This is a genomic window from Motilimonas sp. 1_MG-2023, from assembly GCF_030547455.1.
Lineage (GTDB): Bacteria > Pseudomonadota > Gammaproteobacteria > Enterobacterales > CBDFNC01 > Motilimonas.
Window position 1 is genome coordinate 33,095 of the sequence record NZ_JAUOPX010000018.1, and the last position, 20,096, is coordinate 53,190.

At 43.6% G+C, this 20,096-nt stretch carries 20 protein-coding genes; 6 read left to right on the plus strand and 14 right to left on the minus strand.

Features of this window, described 5'->3' with window-relative positions; translation table 11 throughout:
• Positions 1-33 precede the first annotated feature (33 nt).
• Both yfbR and Q4519_RS11390 read right to left on the minus strand, forming a co-directional pair.
• Positions 34-627, minus strand: coding sequence for a 5'-deoxynucleotidase (gene yfbR, locus Q4519_RS11385; RefSeq protein WP_232801938.1), 594 nt, complete (start codon positions 625-627; stop codon positions 34-36).
• A gap of 72 nt (positions 628-699) precedes the next feature.
• Positions 700-1,914 (minus strand): pyridoxal phosphate-dependent aminotransferase, encoded by a 1,215-nt coding sequence (locus tag Q4519_RS11390; protein WP_232801939.1) that lies wholly within the window; start codon positions 1,912-1,914, stop codon positions 700-702.
• Positions 1,915-2,184: 270 nt separating this feature from the next.
• Between Q4519_RS11390 and Q4519_RS11395 the strand changes: the two genes are divergently transcribed.
• Positions 2,185-3,099 carry a LysR family transcriptional regulator gene (locus Q4519_RS11395; protein ID WP_303512309.1) on the plus strand — a complete coding sequence of 305 codons (915 nt, stop codon included), beginning with the start codon at positions 2,185-2,187 and terminating at the stop codon, positions 3,097-3,099.
• A 331-nt stretch (positions 3,100-3,430) separates the two neighbouring features.
• Here Q4519_RS11395 and Q4519_RS11400 read toward each other — a convergent pair whose 3' ends face one another.
• On the minus strand, positions 3,431-4,516 hold the full coding sequence (locus tag Q4519_RS11400) for a sensor histidine kinase (RefSeq protein ID WP_303512311.1): 1,086 nt from the start codon (positions 4,514-4,516) through the stop codon (positions 3,431-3,433).
• Positions 4,517-4,834: 318 nt separating this feature from the next.
• Between Q4519_RS11400 and Q4519_RS11405 the strand changes: the two genes are divergently transcribed.
• On the plus strand, positions 4,835-5,584 hold the full coding sequence (locus Q4519_RS11405; protein WP_303512313.1) for a hypothetical protein: 750 nt from the start codon (positions 4,835-4,837) through the stop codon (positions 5,582-5,584).
• A 16-nt stretch (positions 5,585-5,600) separates the two neighbouring features.
• On the opposite strand, the gene Q4519_RS11410 is transcribed toward Q4519_RS11405, so the two are convergent.
• From Q4519_RS11410 to Q4519_RS11430, 4 genes are all read right to left on the minus strand, one after another.
• A complete protein-coding gene (locus Q4519_RS11410) occupies positions 5,601-5,795 on the minus strand; it encodes a YaeP family protein (protein WP_232801943.1) in 195 nt (64 codons plus the stop codon).
• A 109-nt stretch (positions 5,796-5,904) separates the two neighbouring features.
• A complete protein-coding gene (locus tag Q4519_RS11415; protein WP_303512315.1) occupies positions 5,905-6,336 on the minus strand; it encodes a universal stress protein in 432 nt (143 codons plus the stop codon).
• A gap of 9 nt (positions 6,337-6,345) precedes the next feature.
• A complete protein-coding gene (locus tag Q4519_RS11420; protein WP_232801945.1) occupies positions 6,346-8,931 on the minus strand; it encodes a TRAP transporter permease in 2,586 nt (861 codons plus the stop codon).
• A 353-nt stretch (positions 8,932-9,284) separates the two neighbouring features.
• Positions 9,285-10,262 carry a TAXI family TRAP transporter solute-binding subunit gene (locus Q4519_RS11430; RefSeq protein WP_303512318.1) on the minus strand — a complete coding sequence of 326 codons (978 nt, stop codon included), beginning with the start codon at positions 10,260-10,262 and terminating at the stop codon, positions 9,285-9,287.
• A gap of 390 nt (positions 10,263-10,652) precedes the next feature.
• Here Q4519_RS11430 and ylqF point away from each other — a divergent pair, with 390 nt between their 5' ends.
• The gene (gene ylqF, locus Q4519_RS11435; RefSeq protein ID WP_232801947.1) at positions 10,653-11,576 is read left to right on the plus strand and encodes a ribosome biogenesis GTPase YlqF; all 924 of its coding nucleotides are present in this window, start codon (positions 10,653-10,655) and stop codon (positions 11,574-11,576) included.
• Between the two features lie 36 nt (positions 11,577-11,612).
• On the opposite strand, the gene Q4519_RS11440 is transcribed toward ylqF, so the two are convergent.
• Genes Q4519_RS11440 through Q4519_RS11460 form a run of 5 tightly spaced genes read right to left on the minus strand, consistent with a single transcriptional unit; the run spans position 11,613 to position 15,684 of the window.
• Positions 11,613-12,566 carry a biotin-dependent carboxyltransferase family protein gene (locus Q4519_RS11440; protein WP_303512322.1) on the minus strand — a complete coding sequence of 318 codons (954 nt, stop codon included), beginning with the start codon at positions 12,564-12,566 and terminating at the stop codon, positions 11,613-11,615.
• Entirely contained in the window at positions 12,556-13,257 is a 702-nt protein-coding gene (gene pxpB, locus Q4519_RS11445) for a 5-oxoprolinase subunit PxpB (RefSeq protein ID WP_232801949.1), read from the minus strand. Before pxpB ends, Q4519_RS11440 begins: the two co-directional genes overlap by 11 nt.
• A gap of 2 nt (positions 13,258-13,259) precedes the next feature.
• Complete coding sequence (locus Q4519_RS11450) at positions 13,260-13,994, minus strand: 5-oxoprolinase subunit PxpA (RefSeq protein WP_232801950.1); 735 nt, start codon at positions 13,992-13,994, stop codon at positions 13,260-13,262.
• The gene (locus tag Q4519_RS11455; protein ID WP_232801951.1) at positions 13,991-14,932 is read right to left on the minus strand and encodes a LysR family transcriptional regulator; all 942 of its coding nucleotides are present in this window, start codon (positions 14,930-14,932) and stop codon (positions 13,991-13,993) included. Before Q4519_RS11455 ends, Q4519_RS11450 begins: the two co-directional genes overlap by 4 nt.
• Before the next feature lie 17 nt (positions 14,933-14,949).
• Positions 14,950-15,684: a YciK family oxidoreductase gene (locus Q4519_RS11460; RefSeq protein ID WP_303512330.1), complete on the minus strand. Its 735-nt coding sequence runs from the start codon at positions 15,682-15,684 to the stop codon at positions 14,950-14,952.
• Positions 15,685-15,811: 127 nt separating this feature from the next.
• On the opposite strand from Q4519_RS11460, the gene sohB reads away from it, so the two are divergent.
• Positions 15,812-16,861 carry a protease SohB gene (sohB, locus tag Q4519_RS11465; protein WP_232801953.1) on the plus strand — a complete coding sequence of 350 codons (1,050 nt, stop codon included), beginning with the start codon at positions 15,812-15,814 and terminating at the stop codon, positions 16,859-16,861.
• 222 nt (positions 16,862-17,083) lie between these two features.
• Here the strand turns inward: sohB and Q4519_RS11470 are convergent, their stop codons facing one another.
• Positions 17,084-17,950, minus strand: a complete 867-nt coding sequence (locus Q4519_RS11470; protein ID WP_303512331.1) for a LysR family transcriptional regulator — start codon at positions 17,948-17,950, stop codon at positions 17,084-17,086.
• Positions 17,951-18,047: 97 nt separating this feature from the next.
• Between Q4519_RS11470 and Q4519_RS11475 the strand changes: the two genes are divergently transcribed.
• Positions 18,048-18,272, plus strand: coding sequence for a hypothetical protein (locus Q4519_RS11475; protein WP_303512334.1), 225 nt, complete (start codon positions 18,048-18,050; stop codon positions 18,270-18,272).
• A 7-nt stretch (positions 18,273-18,279) separates the two neighbouring features.
• A complete protein-coding gene (locus Q4519_RS11480) occupies positions 18,280-18,918 on the plus strand; it encodes an HAD-IA family hydrolase (protein ID WP_232801956.1) in 639 nt (212 codons plus the stop codon).
• A gap of 175 nt (positions 18,919-19,093) precedes the next feature.
• Here the strand turns inward: Q4519_RS11480 and Q4519_RS11485 are convergent, their stop codons facing one another.
• On the minus strand, positions 19,094-19,942 hold the full coding sequence (locus tag Q4519_RS11485) for a co-chaperone YbbN (protein WP_303512336.1): 849 nt from the start codon (positions 19,940-19,942) through the stop codon (positions 19,094-19,096).
• Between the last annotated feature and the right edge of the window lie 154 nt (positions 19,943-20,096).

A 20,096-nucleotide genomic window follows, 5' to 3' on the forward strand; every position in this document is an offset into this window, starting at 1 on the left:
GTTTTCCCAATTTAAATGAGTCATGAATAACAGCTAGAGTTGAGTATCTTCGCTAATTTCATCTAATGTCAGCTCAAAGCTAGGCAAAAAACGCTCAACAAAGTAGGCCATTTCAGGTGTCTGACGTTGTGCAATAATGGCTTCTAAGCGGCGTTTCGCCAGTTCAAATTCATGGTTGCCTGCTGATAGCTCTTCAAGGCACTTTATGTATGCACATAAGGTATCCGCGTCTTTAACTAAGGTTTTATATTCGGCATCAATAGCGTGACTATCGAGTAAGGGCTCAAAAGCAGGTTTTAGTTCTTCTGGTAACATATTGAGTAGCTTTTGCTCGGCAAATGACTCAATTTTCTTATATTCTTTGGCTATGTCGGGATTAAAATATTTAACTGGGGTGGGTAAATCGCCGGTGATCACTTCTGTTGCATCGTGGTACAGGGCGAGAACGGCAGCCTGTGCCGGATCTAATTGGCCGCCAAAAAGGGTGTTTTTGATTAAAGCAAGTAAATGTACCACCATCGCTACTTGCTGACTGTGCTCTGCTACATTTTCTGATTCGATATTGCGCATCAGTGGCCAGCGGTGAATTAACTTCATACGCGCCATATGAGCAAAAAAATGACTCATTACCTCTCCTTAAAGGGCAGAAATGCGCATCACATTTCTGCTACAACATATTATCTAGCAATGATATTTAGGCTATTGTTTGTAGCTATCCAAAAAGCGAGCCATACGTGAAATAGAGGTCTCTAAGTCAACAACATTAGGCAGGAAAACTAATCGAAAATGATCCGGTTTATGCCAGTTAAATCCCGTTCCTTGTACTAACAATATCTTTTCTTTCAATAGTAAATCCAGGACAAACTGCTGATCGTCTTTGATGTTAAATTTTTTCTGGTCCAGTTTTGGAAACAAATACATGGCACCATCAGGCTTGGTACAAGAAAGGCCCGGAATATCGTTAATTAAACGCCATGCTACTTCTCGTTGCTCATACAAGCGACCACCAGGTACGATAAGCTCATTAATACTTTGATAGCCTCCTAATGCAGTTTGCACCGCATGTTGCATTGGTACATTTGAGCACAGTCGCATCGAGGCGAGCATGTCTAGTCCGCTAATGTAATCTTTTGCTTGGGCTTTGGCGCCACTGATCATCATCCAACCAACGCGGAAACCGCACACTCGGTACGCTTTGGATAAACCGTTAAAAGTCACAATCAGCAAATCATCAGCCAGTGTACAAAGTGGAATATGCTCAGCGTCGTCGTAGATGATCTTGGAATAAATTTCATCAGCGAAGACAACTAAGTTGTGCTCACGTGCTATTTGCAACACTTGTTCAAGTAATGCTCGGCTATAAACCGCGCCTGTTGGATTGTTGGGATTGATCAGTACAATCGCTTTCGTGCGCGGTGATATTTTACTTTTAATGTCATCTAAATCTGGAAACCAATTTGCTTCTTCATCACAAATGTAATGCACTGGGTGCCCACCGGCCAAGGTAACGGCCGCCGTCCACAGTGGATAATCAGGCGACGGCACCAGTAATTCATCACCGTTATTGAGCAGCGCTTGCATAGCCATCACGATCAATTCACTGACGCCATTGCCCATATATATATCATCGACATCAACATTCTTCATGCCTTGTTGTTGATAAAATTGGACCACGGCTTTACGGGCTGAAAATAGGCCTTTTGAATCACAATAACCTTGGCTTTGGGGCAAGTTTTGCAGCACGTCCATAACAATTTCATCAGGCGCTTCAAAGCCAAATGGGGCGGGGTTACCAATATTGAGTTTTAAAACTTTGTGGCCTTCGTCTTCTAGCCTTTTTGCATGTTTTAAAACAGGCCCGCGAATGTCGTAACAAACGTTATCAAGTTTCTGTGATTTGTTAATAGAAAACATTTAATGGAAGCTCTACTTAATGATGAATCCGATGTTTATTCAAATTACCTGATTATGGCGCCAGAATAAACTGTTTAGGGTGTGAAAAATGGTTAGTTAAATCTGTTTATTGGGTTTTTATTGGACTAGGTGGATTAAAAGTGTCGTAACATGTTCTGTGGAGCGATCTCCACGCGGACGGTTCAATTTGTTTTGTCTAGTTATTCACTAGTAAATACAATAAAATGAAACAAATTCATGCTTTTCTACTTTAATTGAGGTTTTCTTCAAGTGATAGAAATCAAGCACCTTAATACTCTGGTCGCCCTGCGCCGTTGTGGCTCTTTGGTTGAGGCAGCCGAACGGCTATTTTTAACGCAATCCGCTTTATCTCATCAGATTAAGGATTTGGAGGATAAGCTTAATACTAGGTTGTTTATACGCAAAACACGGCCTATTCGGTTTACTGTCGCGGGACAGCGTTTGCTCACTTTAGCGGATGATATTTTACCTAATTTGGCCAGTGCGGAGCGAGACATTAGTCGCTTAAATGCCGGAGAAGCAGGCCGACTTCATATGGCGATTGAGTGCCACTCTTGCTTTCAATGGTTGATGCCTGCCATCGATAAATTCAGAGATAGCTGGCCTGAGGTGGAGTTAGATTTGAGTAGTGGCTTTAGTTTTGCACCATTGCCTGCGTTAGCGCGAGGCGATTTAGATTTGGTTGTTACCTCTGACCCGAAAGAAATTACTGGATTACGCTATATACCTTTGTTCAGTTACCAGCCCATGTTAGCGATTAGCCGTCATCATACGCTCGCGAGTAAAGCGTTTGTTGAACCAGAAGATATCGCCAGTGAGATATTAATTACTTACCCCGTTGAGACAGACCGTTTAGATATATTTAGTCTATTCCTTGATCCCGCAGGAGTTGAGCCAACGGGAATAAGGCAAGCTGATATGACGATTATGATGCTGCAATTAGTGGCGAGTGGTAGAGGCGTGGCGGCCTTGCCTAATTGGGCGTTGACCGAATATCTCGAGCGTGATTATGTGTTAGCTAAGCCATTAGGCAAAGAGGGATTATGGAATACCTTGTATGCTGCCATTCGTGAAGAGCAAGCCGATTTGCCCTTTATGAGCGATTTCCTAAAAACGGCGGTAACATCAAGCTTTGATAACTTAAAAGGCATCAAGCGCGTTTAGAATAAATCATTAAGCTGGGTGGACTGGACTAATTGATTGATGTTGGAAAATGCGAGTGGTGTAAAATATACGCTATTGGTGCAAAAATACGCTAAATCTGAATCGGGCTGGGGTAACGATCCAAGATGTGTGGTGACGACTGTCATGATGACCGTACTTAAACGATTAAACAAAAATACTGATCAGTTCGGTTGGAAGTTGTTATTTAAGCAGATAATAAGATTCGGTCTCTAACTTGGGTTAAAGCACTAAAGTGAAAAGTACACTGATGCTTATCTCCCTAACAAATAGTATTCAATTCTTCGCATTCAGCCTAAATTTCTTCGTCAATTTAAGTTGTTTCAGTATGCTCTGTTGGCGCAGTTAATAATGGCATATATAGTTCAGAGGTAACACCGCCAGACATATTTTCACGAATCACAAGTTTACCTTTATCGCCGAATAAACTACTAATGCGGTTGCGAATATTATTTAGTGCTATGCCATTGCCCTTGGTATGACTGATGGAAAACCCAACACCATTATCTTTTATAGCAATACAGAGTTGCTCATTAATTTTTGCAAAACTGACTTTTATTTCGCCACCTTGTGGTCTTGGACCGATACCATGTTTGACGGCATTTTCAACCAAAGGTTGCACCAATAGTGGTGGGATATGAGTATCTTCAGGTAAGTGCTCACTGATTTCTATTTGAAAGTCTAGACGTTCACCTAAACGTATTTTTTGGATCGATAAGTAAGACTTAATGAAGGTGACTTCATCATTTATTTGTATTTTGTCTTGACGAGTTTTGGTTAAACTTTGTCTCAGTAAATCAGTCAAATTAGTCAATAGTTGGCTTGCTACTTCTGGTTGATGAAATATCATGGCTTGTATATTGGCTAAGGTATTGAATAAAAAATGCGGCTCAATTTGGCTTTGCAGCATCTTTAGTTGGCTTTCAATTAGTGCTTTTTCTTGATTCGCCTTTTGTAATTGGGCTTCACTCAACTTATGTTGAATTAAAACTGTTTTATCTCGGCTGTGAAAAAAGAAAGTAACAACAGCGCCAATAGAAAGGGAAATAACAGCCGCCTTAAAAATACGGTCGCTGAGGAAGCTTGTTGAATGGCCATAGAAATTAATCAATAGAATATAGGTTAAGATGGCGCCGATCGCCATACCGACACAGACAATGATACTTGTTTTGAACATGCGAGCTGCAAAAGGGTAGTAAGCATCAACTAATACAGCAACGAAAATACATGACATACTAAAGCTATGTGCGATAAGCGCACTTAGGGTAAAACTGGCGCTGATTTCCGTGAGTTTTAAGATCAGAGCAATAGTAAATGCGACTAAGCTAGAGATAACACAATCGGTTATCACACCTTTAACGCGTAATTTACCTGTCTCATTGTCGAGTCTAAATGACATATTTAAAAAACCAGTTAAAAAAACGAGAGAAGTCGAAATGAGCTTAGTTACAGAAGTCCGAATATGGTTAGTATTCACACACCCTGATATCTATTAAATATAATGTTTATGTTATCAACTATCCTGAATGAGTGACAGCTAAAACTGAACGAAAGTATTGTTTTCCTCAATATCAGATGGTTAAGCTAAAAAAATAGTGCAAACAGTGGCTTGCCTTTGTGTTTTGAATCACAAAGTGAGTAAAAAAATTATAGGTAACAGGCGAGGTCTGGCAATATTAGCTTGAGCCCGCGTCGATATGGAAGCGACAATTACATAATGAAATTCTTACGTCTTTATTTTTTCATATTATCACTGCTGTTAACCACGCCAGCTATGGCGTCGTTTTATCAGTGTGATTTTGGTGATAAAGTCGTTTTTTCAAGCCAACCTTGTGATTTAGACGTGGCTGAGCCCTCTTACGAGCAAGAGCGAAAGAAGACTCAAAAGCGCAAAGATGCTAGCCGAGAGTATTTAACGGTGGGGGTTTTTCCCGGTTGGGGAAGTTGGCAAAAAATTAAAGATGAGCGTTTGGGGAGCTTTCGCGAAATAGAACATATCCCTGAGGGCCAAAGTCAGTTTAATTACAGTGATCTACTTAATGAGCAATGGCTAACGGCCTTACCCAAAAGCATGCCGGCAGAACGCTTTGCAACGTCACTGAAAGATATAGTCAACAGTGTGTGCGATGGATCTGTTAATGAGCCCATCTATGCGGATACTGAGTATAATATTGGTGTCGCGTACGGTAAGTATTATTGTGGACGTCGCCGTGGTACTGAACAAGGTGTTATTGCTTATTTTAAAGCCATCAGAGGTAAAGAAGCGATTTACTTAATCACGCGTGAGTGGCGTGTAGCCCCCTTTGATGTGACAGCCATTTCTATTGAACGACTGAAACAAGACATTTTCACCGATCGACAGTCGCTGCACGAATTTGAAAGTGCCGCGAGACAAACAGAGTTATATCTTAAGCAGCAAACGTTTGTATGCCCAATTGGGGACTTTAGCAAACGTTGCCGCGGTTAGGTACGCCAGTTTACCCTTAATCCTGATGATCACTTAAATGTAAATTTGCCGCGGCAAATGCAGCTTTATTTCTTACCGCTTCGGGTAATGATTCATCTCTTACTATTTCATCTAATGTTTTAATTGCGCAGTTGACTGCTTTACTGACGTAGCCAATATCGCCACTGGCAATTTGACTAATGGTTTCACGTGTTTTGTTCGATAATTCCATGCTATTTCCTATCTGTTTACAACAGAGATATCGCGTGTCTGCGTTGTGCTATTTAAACTGGCAACCATTATGCTGCCAGTTTTAGGTTTTTACATTGTTATAAAGCAAATTATGGCTTAATGACCATTACATCTATTGGTGCACGCTCAACAACTTTAGCCGCCACTGAGCCCAATACCGCTTTATTGAGCTTAGAGCGTTTATGGCTAGGCATAATGATCAAGTCAATTTGTTGCTCGTGGGCGTAAGTTAATATTTGCCTGTAGGGCTTGCCTTGACCTACGTGAACAACAACATCCAGCTGATCAGGAATTTTTTCCTCGGCAAATGCTTTTAATTGAGCTCTAGTATCATTTGCCATGGCTTTAATCGCTGACTCCGGAAAGTAGGATGCCACCATTGGCATATTCATTCCTGGCAATATCGTTAGTAAAAACAATTTAGCTTGGCTTTGTTTTGCCTGCCAGATTGCGGTTTTTAAGGCCTTGTCTGAAAAACCTGTGGCGTTTAAGTCGACGGGTACCAGTATATTTTTATACATCATCATTCCTTATGCTGTTTGTGCCGTTTCACGGCGGCGCTTAAGTTGTCCCATCGCCATTAACCCTAATAACAACAAGGCTGGAATATACATCCATTCTTTTGCTGGACGTTCAAGGGGCTTTTCAATACTCTCTATGACCCAATCGAAATCAATCCCCTCTTGTTGTGCTGGGCTATCAAACTCAACAAAATCGACAATGGTCTGACCATTTTCCTGTCGTAAGTTTAACCCCGTACTGAGTATGCGCTGCTCTGGAGTTTCAGCTGTTTCGGCAAACGGTAAGCGCACGATTTTACTGATTTGATCGCCGTCGAGAGACTCTCCCGAAACACGAAGTTGTAGAGGCTGATTAGTTGGTAGTTCGCCAACCACTTGATTGAGTTGTGTTGCTGTAACTTGTTCACTCGGCGGATAAATTTCATCCCACCAAAAGCCTGGACGAAATAAGGTAAAGGCGACTAATAATAAGCCTAGCACTTCCCACCATTTAGTTTTAACCAGCCAAAAACCCTGCGTTGCAGCAGCAAAGGCGAGCATAGCCACCGTTGCACTAAAAATAGTGCCAGCCAAATGCCACCAGCTATCTATGCCGATTAATAATAGCTGAGTATTAAAAATAAACATAAATGGTAAAATCGCGGTGCGAATATCGTAGGTGAAACCTTGGATACCTGTCTTGATGGGATCGGATTTGGCAATGGCCGCTGCAGCAAACGCTGCTAAACCCACTGGCGGAGTATCATCTGCCAAAATACCAAAATAGAACACGAATAGGTGTACCGCAATTAAAGGAACGATTAGGCCAGCGTTAGCGCCTAATGTCACAATTACCGGCGCCATGAGCGTAGATACTACGATGTAGTTCGCTGTGGTTGGTAAACCCATGCCTAAAATTAAGCTGATAATGGCGGTAAACAACAATATCAAAAATAGATTGCCGCCTGAGATGAATTCAACGAACTCTGTCATCACCAAGCCAATACCTGTGAGCGTCACTGTACCGACAACAATACCGGCCGCAGCTGTGGCAACGCCAATACCTATCATGTTACGAGAGCCACTAACTAAGCTTTCAAATAGATCCACCAAGCCGAGCTTAACCGTTTTAGGTAAAGTAGATTGCTGTCTAAAAAAAGCTTTCAGCGGGCGATGTGTAACCACAATAAACATCATAAATACCGTGGCCCAAAATGCAGATAAGCCGGGCGAGAAGCGCTCAACCACTAAACACCAAATTAATGCCACAATAGGTAACAGGTAATAGAGGCCTGAAACAATGGTACTGCCTAATGGCGGGATCAGCACTTCTTTCTCATTGGGGTCATCAATGGCCAGATCATCATTTTTGGCAGAGACATAAACTAAACCAGCGTAGGCAATGATGGTGACACTCGCAATCACTAATGCTGCGAAGTCTCCGAGTAATGCCTTACTCCATGAAATAAAGTAAAACACTAGTGCGCCAAAGCCAGCAGCCATTAACAAGCCAGTTAGTAATACAAACAGAAATTGCGCGGTTGTAAGCTTATTTGGCCCCTCTAAGCCTTTCATATTAGCTTTAAGGGCCTCGAGATGTACGATATATATAAGCGCGATATATGAAATTAATGCTGGCAAAATGGCATGCTTGATGACGTCAACATAAGGAATGCCAACATATTCCACCATTAAGAAAGCAGCTGCGCCCATAATCGGTGGTGTTAACTGACCGTTGGTCGATGCCGCTACTTCTACCGCTCCCGCCTTTTCTGCCGGAAAGCCGACTCGTTTCATTAAGGGAATGGTAAAGGTACCCGTGGTGACCACGTTGGCAATGGATGAGCCTGATACTAGGCCGCTTAAGCCAGAAGCAACCACCGCCGCTTTGGCTGGGCCGCCGCGCATGTGGCCTAATAATGAAAATGCGACTTTAATAAAATAATTACCCGCACCCGCTTTATCCAGTAGGGCACCAAATAATACAAACATAAATACAAAGGAGGTGGACACACCCAATGCTACGCCAAATACGCCTTCAGTGGTAAGCCACTGATGTGAAATGAGTTTGTTTAAGCTGGCGCCTTTATGGGCAATGATATCTGGCATATAAGGGCCGGCGAGAGCATAGGTTAAAAATACCGCTGCAACTATCATTAATGGTGGGCCAAGGGCTCTGCGTGTCGCTTCCAGCAACAGTAACATACCCATTACACCCGCAGCCACGTCAATGGTTGTCGGCGCACCAGAGCGGTTAGCTATTTCTTCATAAAATAGTAACAAGTAAGATGCACAAAAAGCGCCAACAAGAGCAAACAGCCAATCTTGCCACGGAATATGATTACGGGGTGAGCTTTTTAACGCTGGGTAAGCGGTGAAGGCAAGAAACACAGCAAACGCTAAGTGAATTGAGCGCGCTTGGGTGTCATTGAGTACCAAAAAATTAAGCATAAATGGCAGCGGTGACGCATACCAAAGTTGAAATAGCGCCCATAAAAAAGGTACAGCAAGCAAAATTTTACCTGCGTTACCTATGGGTTGACGTGCCCCTGTGTCAGATTGAGCTAGCATTTCCTGCAGCTCGAGCTCGGTATCGGTTTTTAACGACGTGGCCATTGAGCCCCCTATGGCGATGAAATTAATATGGCGTGATAAAAACAAAGAGAGGAGCATTGCGCTCCCTTAGGGTCTGTTGATCTTCCGTGATTGTTTTTGCAGCGAATTGTTGGGTATTTATACAAGGCAGCGCTTTTGTGGTGTAGCTAGCTACACGAAAAGGCGATAACGCAGTAGAAATACCCAACAAACGCTGTCCTACGGATTCGGCTAAAAGCGTTTTGCCCATCGTTGAGCAGTATTTACTTAGAATGCTAAGCTACACACTGCTCGCCTTGCTCAAAACGCTTTTATCTCGAACAAAAATTAACCAGCAAAGATCAACAGACCCTAGGTTGGTTATATGTTTGGGTTTACTTAATAAGACCCGCTTCCATGTAGTACTTTTTGGCACCTTCATGAAGGGGTGCAGATAATGAATCTTTCACCATTTGAGATTTTTCAAGGTGTGAGAAAGCAGGGTGTAAGCGTTTGAATTGATTGAAGTTTTCAAAAACCGCTTTCACTACTTCATAAACTACTTTATCAGATGTTTTGGTTGAGCTTACAAACGTTGCGCCCACACCAAAAGTTTGCGTGTCTTGCTCGCTGCCCTGATACATGCCACCTGGGATTGCCACTTGGCGGTAGTAAGGTTTTCCTTCTACCAGCTTGTCAATTTCAGGTCCCGCTACGTTAACTAGTACGGTTTCACATGATGTGGTTGCTTCTTTGATAGAGCCATTTGGGTGGCCGACTACGTAAACAATGGCATCAACTTTGTTGTCACATAAAGCTTGAGATTGTTCGGCAGGTTTAAGCTCTGAAGCCAAAGTAAAATCTGCATTGGTCCAGCCATATGCACCCATCACTAATTCCATGGTGCTGCGCTGGCCAGATCCTGGGTTACCTACGTTAACGCGTTTACCTTTTAAATCAGCAAAGTTTTTGATGTTAGCGTCTTTGCGCGCCACAATTGTAAAAGGTTCGGCGTGGACAGAAAATACTGAGCGTAACTCTTTAAATGCGCCTGTTTCTTTAAATGGTCCTTCACCATGGTAAGCGTAGTGCTGTGAGTCTGACTGAGCTACACCCATGTCTAATTCACCCGCACGAATGGTGTTTAAGTTATAAATTGAACCGCCGGTACTTTCAACCGAACAGCGAATGTTATGATCAGCTTTGCCTTTGTTAACTAAGCGACAAATCGCACCGCCAGTAGGGTAGTAAACGCCCGTTACACCGCCTGTACCTATACTAATAAACTCTTGTGCGCTGGCCGAAGGAATGGCCATACCTAGGCTTAAGCTTGTTGCAGCAAGGGCTAGGGTTAGTTTCTTTTTCAGCGACATGTACAGATCCTTTTTTGTTGTGAATGCAGGGTAAAAGCCAACTAGCTTTAAACTCTAGTGTAGTTTGTTTTCTGTTTTTTATTATTACCGTTAAATATTTAATAGGAATCAACGATATATGCTTAATCTAGAGTTCTAACGCCTTGATTGCAATTAAGTCAGGCGAATTCGTGATGTAGGTTATAAAATTGAAAAAATGCGGTTTTTATGTTTCGAATTTTGTTGTTGGTATTTTAAATGGAGTTTTGTACTAAAATTGAGCTTAAAACTAGTTATATGGCTTATTTTATCTCTGGCTATTTTTATAAAGGACTTATTGGTGAGAAAACCTGTACTTCTTGTCGTTAGCCGTTAGTATTGCGGCGGGTTTAGACTGAAGGAGAAAAAAAAGTGGCTGTTCATTGGTATCCAGGTCATATGCATAAAGCGCAACGTGAAATTCGCGAAGCCATGCCGAATGTCGATTTGATTATTGAAGTATTGGACGCGCGTATTCCGTACAGCAGTGAAAACCCTGTTATCACCGAAGTCAGAGGTGATAAGCCGTGTATTAAGATTCTTAATAAATCAGACTTAGCCGATCCTGCTATCACTCAATTGTGGTTAGATTATTATAATCAGCAGACGAATATGAAAGCGGTGGCACTCACTACCCAAGAGCCAGAGCAAGTTCGCGCTATTTTAGACTTATGTCGCGCCATGTTTCCTGAAAGAGATCAGGGCTTAGCAAATATTCGTGCCATGATCATGGGGATCCCCAATGTTGGTAAATCCACTACTATCAATATATTAGCGGGCCGCATTATCGCTAAAACAGGTAATGAGCCAGCGGTAACCAAGGCCCAGCAACGCATCAACCTGAAAAACGGCATCGTTTTATCGGATACCCCTGGTATTTTGTGGCCGAAAGTAATGAACGAAAACTCCAGTTATCGTTTAGCCACTACTGGCGCCATTAAAGATACTGCGATGGAATATGAAGAAGTGGCGTTTTTTGCTGCTGATTATTTGCTCAAAGCTTATCCAGAGTTATTAAAAGCGCGCTACCAACTCGATGAACTGCCGCTGTCTGATTTAGAGCTACTTGAAGCCATTGCGGCCAAACGCGGCGCTAAAAGAGCCGGTGGTCGAGCTGATCTACATAAAGTATCAGAAATTCTACTCCATGAAATTCGCTCTGCGGCCATTGGTCGAGTCAGCTTAGAAACACCAGAAATGGTTGAAAAAGAAAAAGTGGTAGTCGCACAGCTGACCTTAGAGCGTGAAGAAAAACAAAAAGATAAGCCGAAAAAGAAAAGGCGCCGTCGGAATTAATGAGCAACACTATGTTTTTACTACAGCATGTTTTTACTATAAGTTGATACCAAAAAACCGATAGAACTGGCGCAGGCTAGCTTGCTCATTGGCTAAATCAGCTAAAGTAAATTGCACATGACAACCTGGCGGCAGCTGGGCGAGCTGCCAACAAGCTTGGCTGGTCAGATTGGCTATTTTGGCATAGCCACCTAAGGTTTGCCGGTCGTTTAACAGTGCAACGGGTAAGCCATTGGGTGGTACTTGTATTGCGCCTAAGTTGATCCCTTGCGAGACAATTCCCTTAATATTACTACGCAATGGTTCACCGCTAAATTTAGCCGCCATGCGATTACTTTGCTGATCTAACACAAAATGTTGCTGTAAAAAGGCTTGTTGATCCTTGGCGCTAAATAAATGCCATTGTGGGCCTTTAAACACATTTAAGTTAACCCAGCTATGATGCGTGCTTTGATAACCATGTTGATAATATGTCGCTGGCACACACTGTTGATTTAATTCATGTTGTTTATTGATGTTAACGGGAGAAAAGGGCAGCACATCGCCAGTTTGCAGCTTGGCTCCCGCGTTAAGGCCGCCGAGCTGGTCGCGGCTGACAGTAGCAACACTGCCCAGTTGTAACGGTAGTTTAAAGCCTCCCGATACACTTAAGTAGCAACGCATGCCTTGCCGACAGTGGCCAAAACTTAGGGTTTCTCCGGCCTTGATAACAGCGCTACGCCAAGGCTGAAGTGGGCGTTCATTTATGCGCATTTGCATATTGGCGCCGCATACAGCAAAAACCGTGCTCTGCTGCGCTTGTAGGCTTAATTGACCTAAGGTGATTTCGATCACTGCACAGTCCATCGAATTACCAAGGAGATAATTCGCCCAGCAAGCGGCTTTTAAATCTAAGCTACCACCTTGGCTAAACCCTGTGTGGCTATGGCCCAAGCGACCTAAGTCTTGAAGCGTGCTTAGCAAGCCTCCATTAATTACTTTAAAGCTCATTAAAACCTACCGTAATCTTACCCCCTAAGGCCACAAACTCTCTTTCATTAATGGTTACAAATTGCACCGTATCCCCCACATTTAATCGACAACTGAGCTGGCTATCAAGTAAAGGCTCAGGGCAATTACCAATAATGTTCCAGCCGCCGGGTGAGGCTTTCGGGTAAATGCCTGTTTGCGTATCGGCAATGCCGACACTGCCTGCGGGCACATTTTTTCGCGGCGCAGTTAAACGTGGCTGAGCGATGAGTGAATCGACACTCGCTAAATAGGGAAACCCCGGACTAAAACCGATGGCGTAAACTCGATATTGAGTCTGAGTATGCCGGTTAATGATGTCTTGTACAGACAAGCCTGTTTGCTGACTAATACGCGCCAAATCAGGGCCCGTGGTTTCACTGTAAAACACGGGTAATTCGACAACACGTGGGCGGATGAGTTGCTTGCTTTGTCTTTGCGCTTGTTGGTAGCACTGCTGGAGTTCGCGATGCAAGCTGTCATAGTCCGTTTGCGTTAAGCGGTAAACCAGCATCACGGTGTTATAGGAGGGAACTAACTCGATAATGGCCGTTCGTACCGAGCTGCGCATTAGTTGCTGACAAAATAAACGGATCAAGTCTAATACCGGCTCGCTGATCTCGTCTGAGAAACTGACTAATAGACTGCTCTCATTAAGCGGCTCGATCTTCATTATTACAACGGTGGCCTTAACAGCGCTGCCAGTTTCGCAATGCCATTAATTGCCGCCGGATTATCGCCATGCACACATAAGGTATCGGCCTTAACACTCAAGATCTGCTGTGAATGGGTGATCACCTGCTGTTGATCCATGAGGCGCTGAGCTTGATTAAGCATTTGCGCCTCGTCGAGTTGCGCACCTGATTGATCTCGGCCAAGTAACGCGCCATTGTCTTGGTAACGGCGATCGGCAAAGGCTTCAAATATCAGTGGCAGTTGGCGTTTATCGGCTTGGGCTTGATGGACTAGAGATTGATTATCGGCTTGGATCATCAGGGCTAGATTTAATCCCACTGCCTTGACCGCATCCATTATCATGAGCATGGTGTCAGGTTGTTGCATCATGGCGTGATAGAGTGCGCCATGGGGTTTTACGTAGGATAATTCGACTTGATTGGCACGGCATATAGCGGCAAGCGCGCCCACTTGATATTGGATAATACTGCGCAGTTCGTTGTTTTCGATTGCCATTGCGCGTCGGCCAAAGCCAACTAAGTCGGGGTAGCCAGGATGGGCACCAATAGTCACTTGGTATTGTTTTGCCAATTTAACAGTGCGGTCCATTGTGAGAGGATCACTGGCATGAAAGCCGCAAGCTATGTTGGCCATGTCAACGTAAGGCATGACAGCTTCATCACTGCCCAAGTTCCAATTGCCGTAGTTTTCACCCATATCACAATTTAGTTTCACTTTATTGGCTCCTCATCACCGTTATGAAATACGTTAAACTCGATTTTATGCTCTGCCAACAGGCAATTAATAAGGGTTGATGCGCCTGGGCCGATGCGGTTTTCATCGGGCACCACTAAGTGCGTCATACTGGTCCTCGATCTGCCTTGTTTTAGTGGCAACATTTGTAATTGCTTTTGTTTGAGCTGCGAGGTAACAAAGTGTTTTGGAAACCAAGCAAAGCCGATGCCTTGACTGACCAAACTGACCGCTTCGTGAAAATTACTGACGGTTAAGCGCTGCTCTGATCTCAGCCAGCCTAAACTCTCATCAGGAGTGGTCGAGGTGTCTTTGATCACGACTTGTAATGCTTGCATCAGCTCTTTTACATCAACGCTGGATTGTTGGCTTAAAGGATGATCTGGACTGATGCAGGGAACCAAGTGAACGTTAAAAAGAGGCTGGCCAAGGTAGCCCTTAGGTAACTGGCCTGTAATCACAATATCAGCCTGTTTGTTGATGATCGCATCGCGGGTGCCAGTGATAACTGAATCGAGCAATTTAATACGGCTGCCACGGCTTTGTGGTAAAAAAGCCTGCAGCGCACGATATAAACGTTCTCTGGGGTAAATTATCTCAGCATATAAGGTGATTTCAGGCTCCCAACCTTGGCACAAATTATCCGCCAGTTGCTCTAATTCAAATGCACTTTGGGTTAACAGCCGAGAGCGGCGCAGCATGACTTCGCCAGCATTCGTTAAGTAGGCTTTGCGGCCCCTTACTTCAAGTAGCGCCACGCCCATTTGATGCTGCAATTTGGTCACCGCATGGTTGAGAGAAGACTGGCTCTTATTTAATGCCTCTGCAGCCCTGCTATAGCCGCCATGATCCACCACGGCTTGTAAAATACGCCATTGTTCGAGGGTGGCTTTTAAGCGCTTATTGGTTGGATCTTGCATTCAGACTCCGGAATAAATTACTGTGCGTTCAAGCTTTGGCCATTGACCGCTGAACTATCCGACCCCATTAAGTATAGGTAAGTTGGCATGATATCCGCCGGGCGCTTAAGTAAATCTGCGTCTTCTGCTGGGTAGGCTTTTGAACGCATTGGGGTATGAGTGGCGCCTGGGTTAATGCAGTTGGCACGTACATGGCTGCCATCAAGCTCACTGGCTAAGGTTTGCATCATGCCTTCGGTGGCAAATTTTGAAATAGTGTACACGCCCCAGTACGCTCGCCCCTGTCTGCCCACACTTGAGCTAGTGAAAATAATCGAAGCGGCTGTTGCTTCTTTTAGCACAGGTAATAAATGTTTAGTCATTAAAAACTGAGACTTCACATTTACTTGCATTACTTCATCCCACATATCTTGGCCGATTTGATGAAATGGGCCAAGTACGCCAAGTGCGCCTGCATTATGAACTAAACCGTCGAGGTGGCCAAATTGTCCCGCAATGGTTTCAGCCATGTCTTGATAGTGCTGTTCGGTGGCGCCTTTTAAATCCATTGGAATGATTGCTGGCTGAGGTGCGCCAAGGGCTTCAATTTCGTCATATACGGCTTCTAATTTTGCTACGGTACGGCCTAACAAAATTACCCGTGCCCCATATTTGGCATAAGTCAGCGCAATTTCTTTACCAATGCCAGAGCCTGCTCCGGTGACAAGTATGGTTTTGTTTGCTAATAAGTCTTGTGGGGCTTGATATTCCAAGGTGCGTTCTCCTGCAAAATTTTGTGCAAATTCTAACGTCTTCCCTTGGTTTTTGCTATGCTGGCGCGTTATATGTTCGCATAATGCGCGCTGCGTTTAACCTGTGCTTGTAAATAGGAGTGATAGATTGGAATTTTTATACGAATACGGACTTTTCTTCGCGAAAACCCTGACCTTTGTGGCAGCCATTTTGGCCATTATCGTCACCGCTGTGGTGTTGGCGGCGAAACAAAAAGCGCAAAAAGGTGAGTTGTTGATCACCGATTTATCCGAGCAGTTAAACAACAATCAACAGCATTTTGAAGAGCAACTGTTATCAGAAGATGAGCTAAAGGCAAAACAAAAGGCTGAGAAAAAAGCAGCCAAAGCTGCGAAAAAAGCGGCCAAAAAATCGCCGACCGAACCAGAAGCAGATGTTAAGAACAAATTATATGTCGTGGACTTCAAAGGCAGTATTGATGCCAAAGAGGTGTCGTCGCTGCGTGAAGAGGTGACGGCGATTTTGGGCGTGGTTCAGCCTAATGATGAAGTGCTGGTTCGACTTGAAAGTGGCGGCGGCATGGTACACGGTTATGGTTTAGCATCATCGCAATTACAACGTTTACGTGCGCAAGGGGTTAACTTAACCGTATCAGTGGACAAAGTAGCAGCCAGTGGCGGTTATATGATGGCTTGTGTGGCCCCCAAAATTATTGCCGCGCCATTTGCGATTATTGGCTCCATTGGTGTTATCGCACAAATTCCTAACTTTAACCGCCTGCTAAAAAAACACGATGTCGACTTTGAGCAAATGACCGCGGGTGAATTTAAGCGTACCGTGACCATGTTTGGCGAAAACACCGAAAAGGGTAAAGAAAAATTCCAACAAGAGTTAGAAGAAACCCATGTGTTGTTTAAAGAATTTGTCAGTGAAAACCGCCCGCAACTGGATATCAACAAGGTTGCCACCGGCGAGCATTGGTATGGTAGCCAAGCCTTTTCGCTAAACTTGATTGATAAAGTGCAAACCAGTGATGATTATTTGCTACAACAAAATGAGACAAAAACAGTCATCGCAGTGCGTTATGCAGTGAAGAAAAAATTAGCGGACAAAATTGCTCATGCTGCGTCATTAGCATTTGAACGCTGTCTAATGAAACTATGGCAGCAAGGCAAAGGGCCGTTTATCAATAGCTAAAAAGCGATTGCACCTTGAGTGTGGACAATTGATAGTTGATTGAATGTAAGGGCTGTACTTAAACGTGCAGCCCTTTTAGTTTCGAGGCGTTGTGCTTGCGGCCTTTGTCGGCGCGCCAGTAATGGCGTAATCTCTTTTCTGATTTGAGTTAGCTTTGGCCCGAATGATCGAAAGGGACTTCACTCAACATCTTGATAACTTTCAAGTTGATTGGGTATAAGCTTACAAAACTAACTTCTGTTTGGCATAGTTAACAAATTGCTCGATTGATTGAGTGACTCGAGCAGGATCCCACACCAAATAAATCCCCCAACTGGTGTCTTGTTCAAAGGGAATAACCGCTACTTCATGAGAATACTGTAGAATCGATTTTTTCGGTAAGATAGACACACCCACATCTGAAATGATCAATGTCAGGATTGTCTCTATATCGTTCGCGATATGGTTAGTACGAAAATTACGCCCTGCCAATATCGCCTTGGTCTGATTAATCATTTCCGATTTATCTGTTTGCTTAAGCATTAATAAATCGTATTTATCAAGATAATCTTGGATTTCTTCGCCTTGGTAAAGGTGTTTAGAAACCACCAATACAAACTCATCGGAGGAGACTTTAACACGCTTTAGATTCAGGTTTCTTGGCGCGCGCATAAAAGCGAGATCAATTAAGCCCATTAACAGCTGTTCTTCTTGTATATGGGAGGCTAAATCGAGCAAAGATAAATGAATGCTAGTGTGCTGTGCCTTGAATTCTCTAATAATGCTGGGTAAAAAATCATTACTGGATTTGCCAAAGCCGATTTGCAGTGCCCCCACGTTACTTACAACTACTTGCTGGATATAGCGTTCCACCTTATCAATATGCTTATTCAGATTAGTGATTTCACTGATGATGAGCTCCCCTTGATACGACAGCATCGCGCCATTAGGTGTTCGAATAAACATTTCAACGCCGTACAGATCCTCGAAGTTTTTAATCTGTTTTGACAGAGCTGGTTGTGAAATACATAACTGTTGGGCAGCAGCTCTAAAGCTTTTCGCTTTAGCTAGTGCTTCGATCGCTTGCAAATGTTTAAGACTAACCTTCATAACAATAAGTTATCACTGCTAATTTTATTTCAATATACGTTATCACCGGGTTAGTTAAAATGCTAAGTATACTTAATCAACCAGAGTGATAATCGTTATGGAGTTTTGCATCTTAGCTAAAGGTGATGTGCTAGTTGTTGAAGACATCGCTAAAACTGAAACGGCAGAAATTATACTGGCTTTGTTTAAACAGGGGTTTGTATTAGCCCCCATTTTGATTGAAGCCAACAATGCTGAAAATGCACGTCTAGTTTTTATTAATCGTTTTCAATGGCGAGAGTTGGGCGAGGCGATGACCAATAGACAGTTTCTAAAGGGATAATGCGATTATGATGTTTAAAGAAGAATTTTTTCTGTTTGATCTTGATGGTACGTTAGTCAATACCACCAACGTTGTTGAAACCGCATGGAGCGAATGGTGCAATCGGGTAAACCTAAATCCTGCAGAGGTGATCGCTTGCTGCCATGGGGTGAGGGGACAAGACATTATCCCAAGGTTTCTGCCAAACGCTGATTTAGAGGCTGAGCTAAGTTGGTTAGATGCCAGAGAGCTTGAATTATCAACCCTCTGCACAGAAATTACGGGTGCTAAAGCATTATTGCTAGCATTACCGAGGCAAAACTGGGCCATAGTGACATCCTCAAGTAAACAGCTCGCTCTCAAAAAGCTTCAGGTTTGTGGTCTGCCTATTCCTGAATTATTGGTGACTGCTGAACAATGCCACAAGGGTAAACCGGATCCAGAGCCTTACTTGATCGCCATTGATAAGTTAAACACAAGGGCGGCGCAATGTATCGTGTTTGAAGATGCTGCTGCAGGTATTACCAGCGCAGTGCAAGCCGGTTGCCAAGTTATTCGGGTTGGCTCCCCGCTGATTAAAGATGAACACACGGTCAGCCAAATTAAAGACTATAGCGGTGTATTTTTTAATGGTTTATTGAATATAAAAGGTAACGACAAAGTGTAAGTTAGCTTTGGCAGTTAAGTCGGTATGGCCAATGAGATGAAATAAAACCCACTTCTGCCGAAAGATTTTCATTTTACCACTGGTTAATTGCATCACTGAGCCAAAAAACATAATCGCTTTTTAGTTCTAAAACGGGTTAGCCGCAAAACGGCTAGCCCATTTCTGGCATCCCAAACTAATACAACAAACTATACAGCTTGCGGCGATAGCTACTGACTGCGGGGTCGCTTGAATGCGTGGCTAAAATATCCATAAAGGTTTGTTTTACTTTGCCGTCTTGTGCATTCATGTCAGCGGATAGTAGCGGGAACAGCAGCGCTAGCGCTTCTTCAATCCGGTTTACCTGGCTGTATTGCACCGCCAAGTTGTAATGTAGTTCAGGCGAAGGCTGCTCGGCTATTTGCGCTTCTAACGCGCGAATTTCTGGTGTGTCAGCAGCTTGTTTGGCTAATTCTATCTGCGCCACCACAGCGTGATACAGCGCATCTTGATCAACCAGTTTGATTTTTTCAATTAGCGCTTGCGCCTCGGTGATATGGCCTAATTCAATATGGGCTTTGGCTAAGGTAATTTGCGCAACAGCCAGCTCAGGTTTGAGAGTGAGTACTTGTTTTAACGCCGTTAACGCGCCGCTGAAATCCTGCTGTTCAATTAATGCTTGGCCTTGTTGCAGCAATAAATCGGCCTCGTCTGGCAAATGTTTACTCAAAATATCTCTGATCGCGGCTTCGTCTTGATTACCGGCAAAGCCATCTGCGGGTTGACCATTAACAAACATCGCAGTGGTTGGCAGTGCCTGCACGCCAAATTGCATTGCGATGGCTTGGTCTTGCTCGCAGTTTATTTTGGCCAGCACAAATTGCTCTGAAAACTCATTAGCGAGTTTTTCCAAGGTGGCTAATAAATCCATCGATTCTTGATGGCTAGGCGCCCAAAACGTCACCATTACCGGTTGGCTTTGCGAGCCCTCTAAAATAACAGCCTGAAAATTGTCGAGTGAGACATCGATAATATTTGATTGCATGTGCAATTCCCCAAAGATAATTATTTATACCCAATCAACCTGGAGAGGCTTGATTTCAGCAAGATTTTACACGCGTTTAGGCAAGGCATTGGTTGCAGGTAATGGCTTCCCCTTATCAAAATCAATAACACAGCATAAACGCGTGTAAAACTTG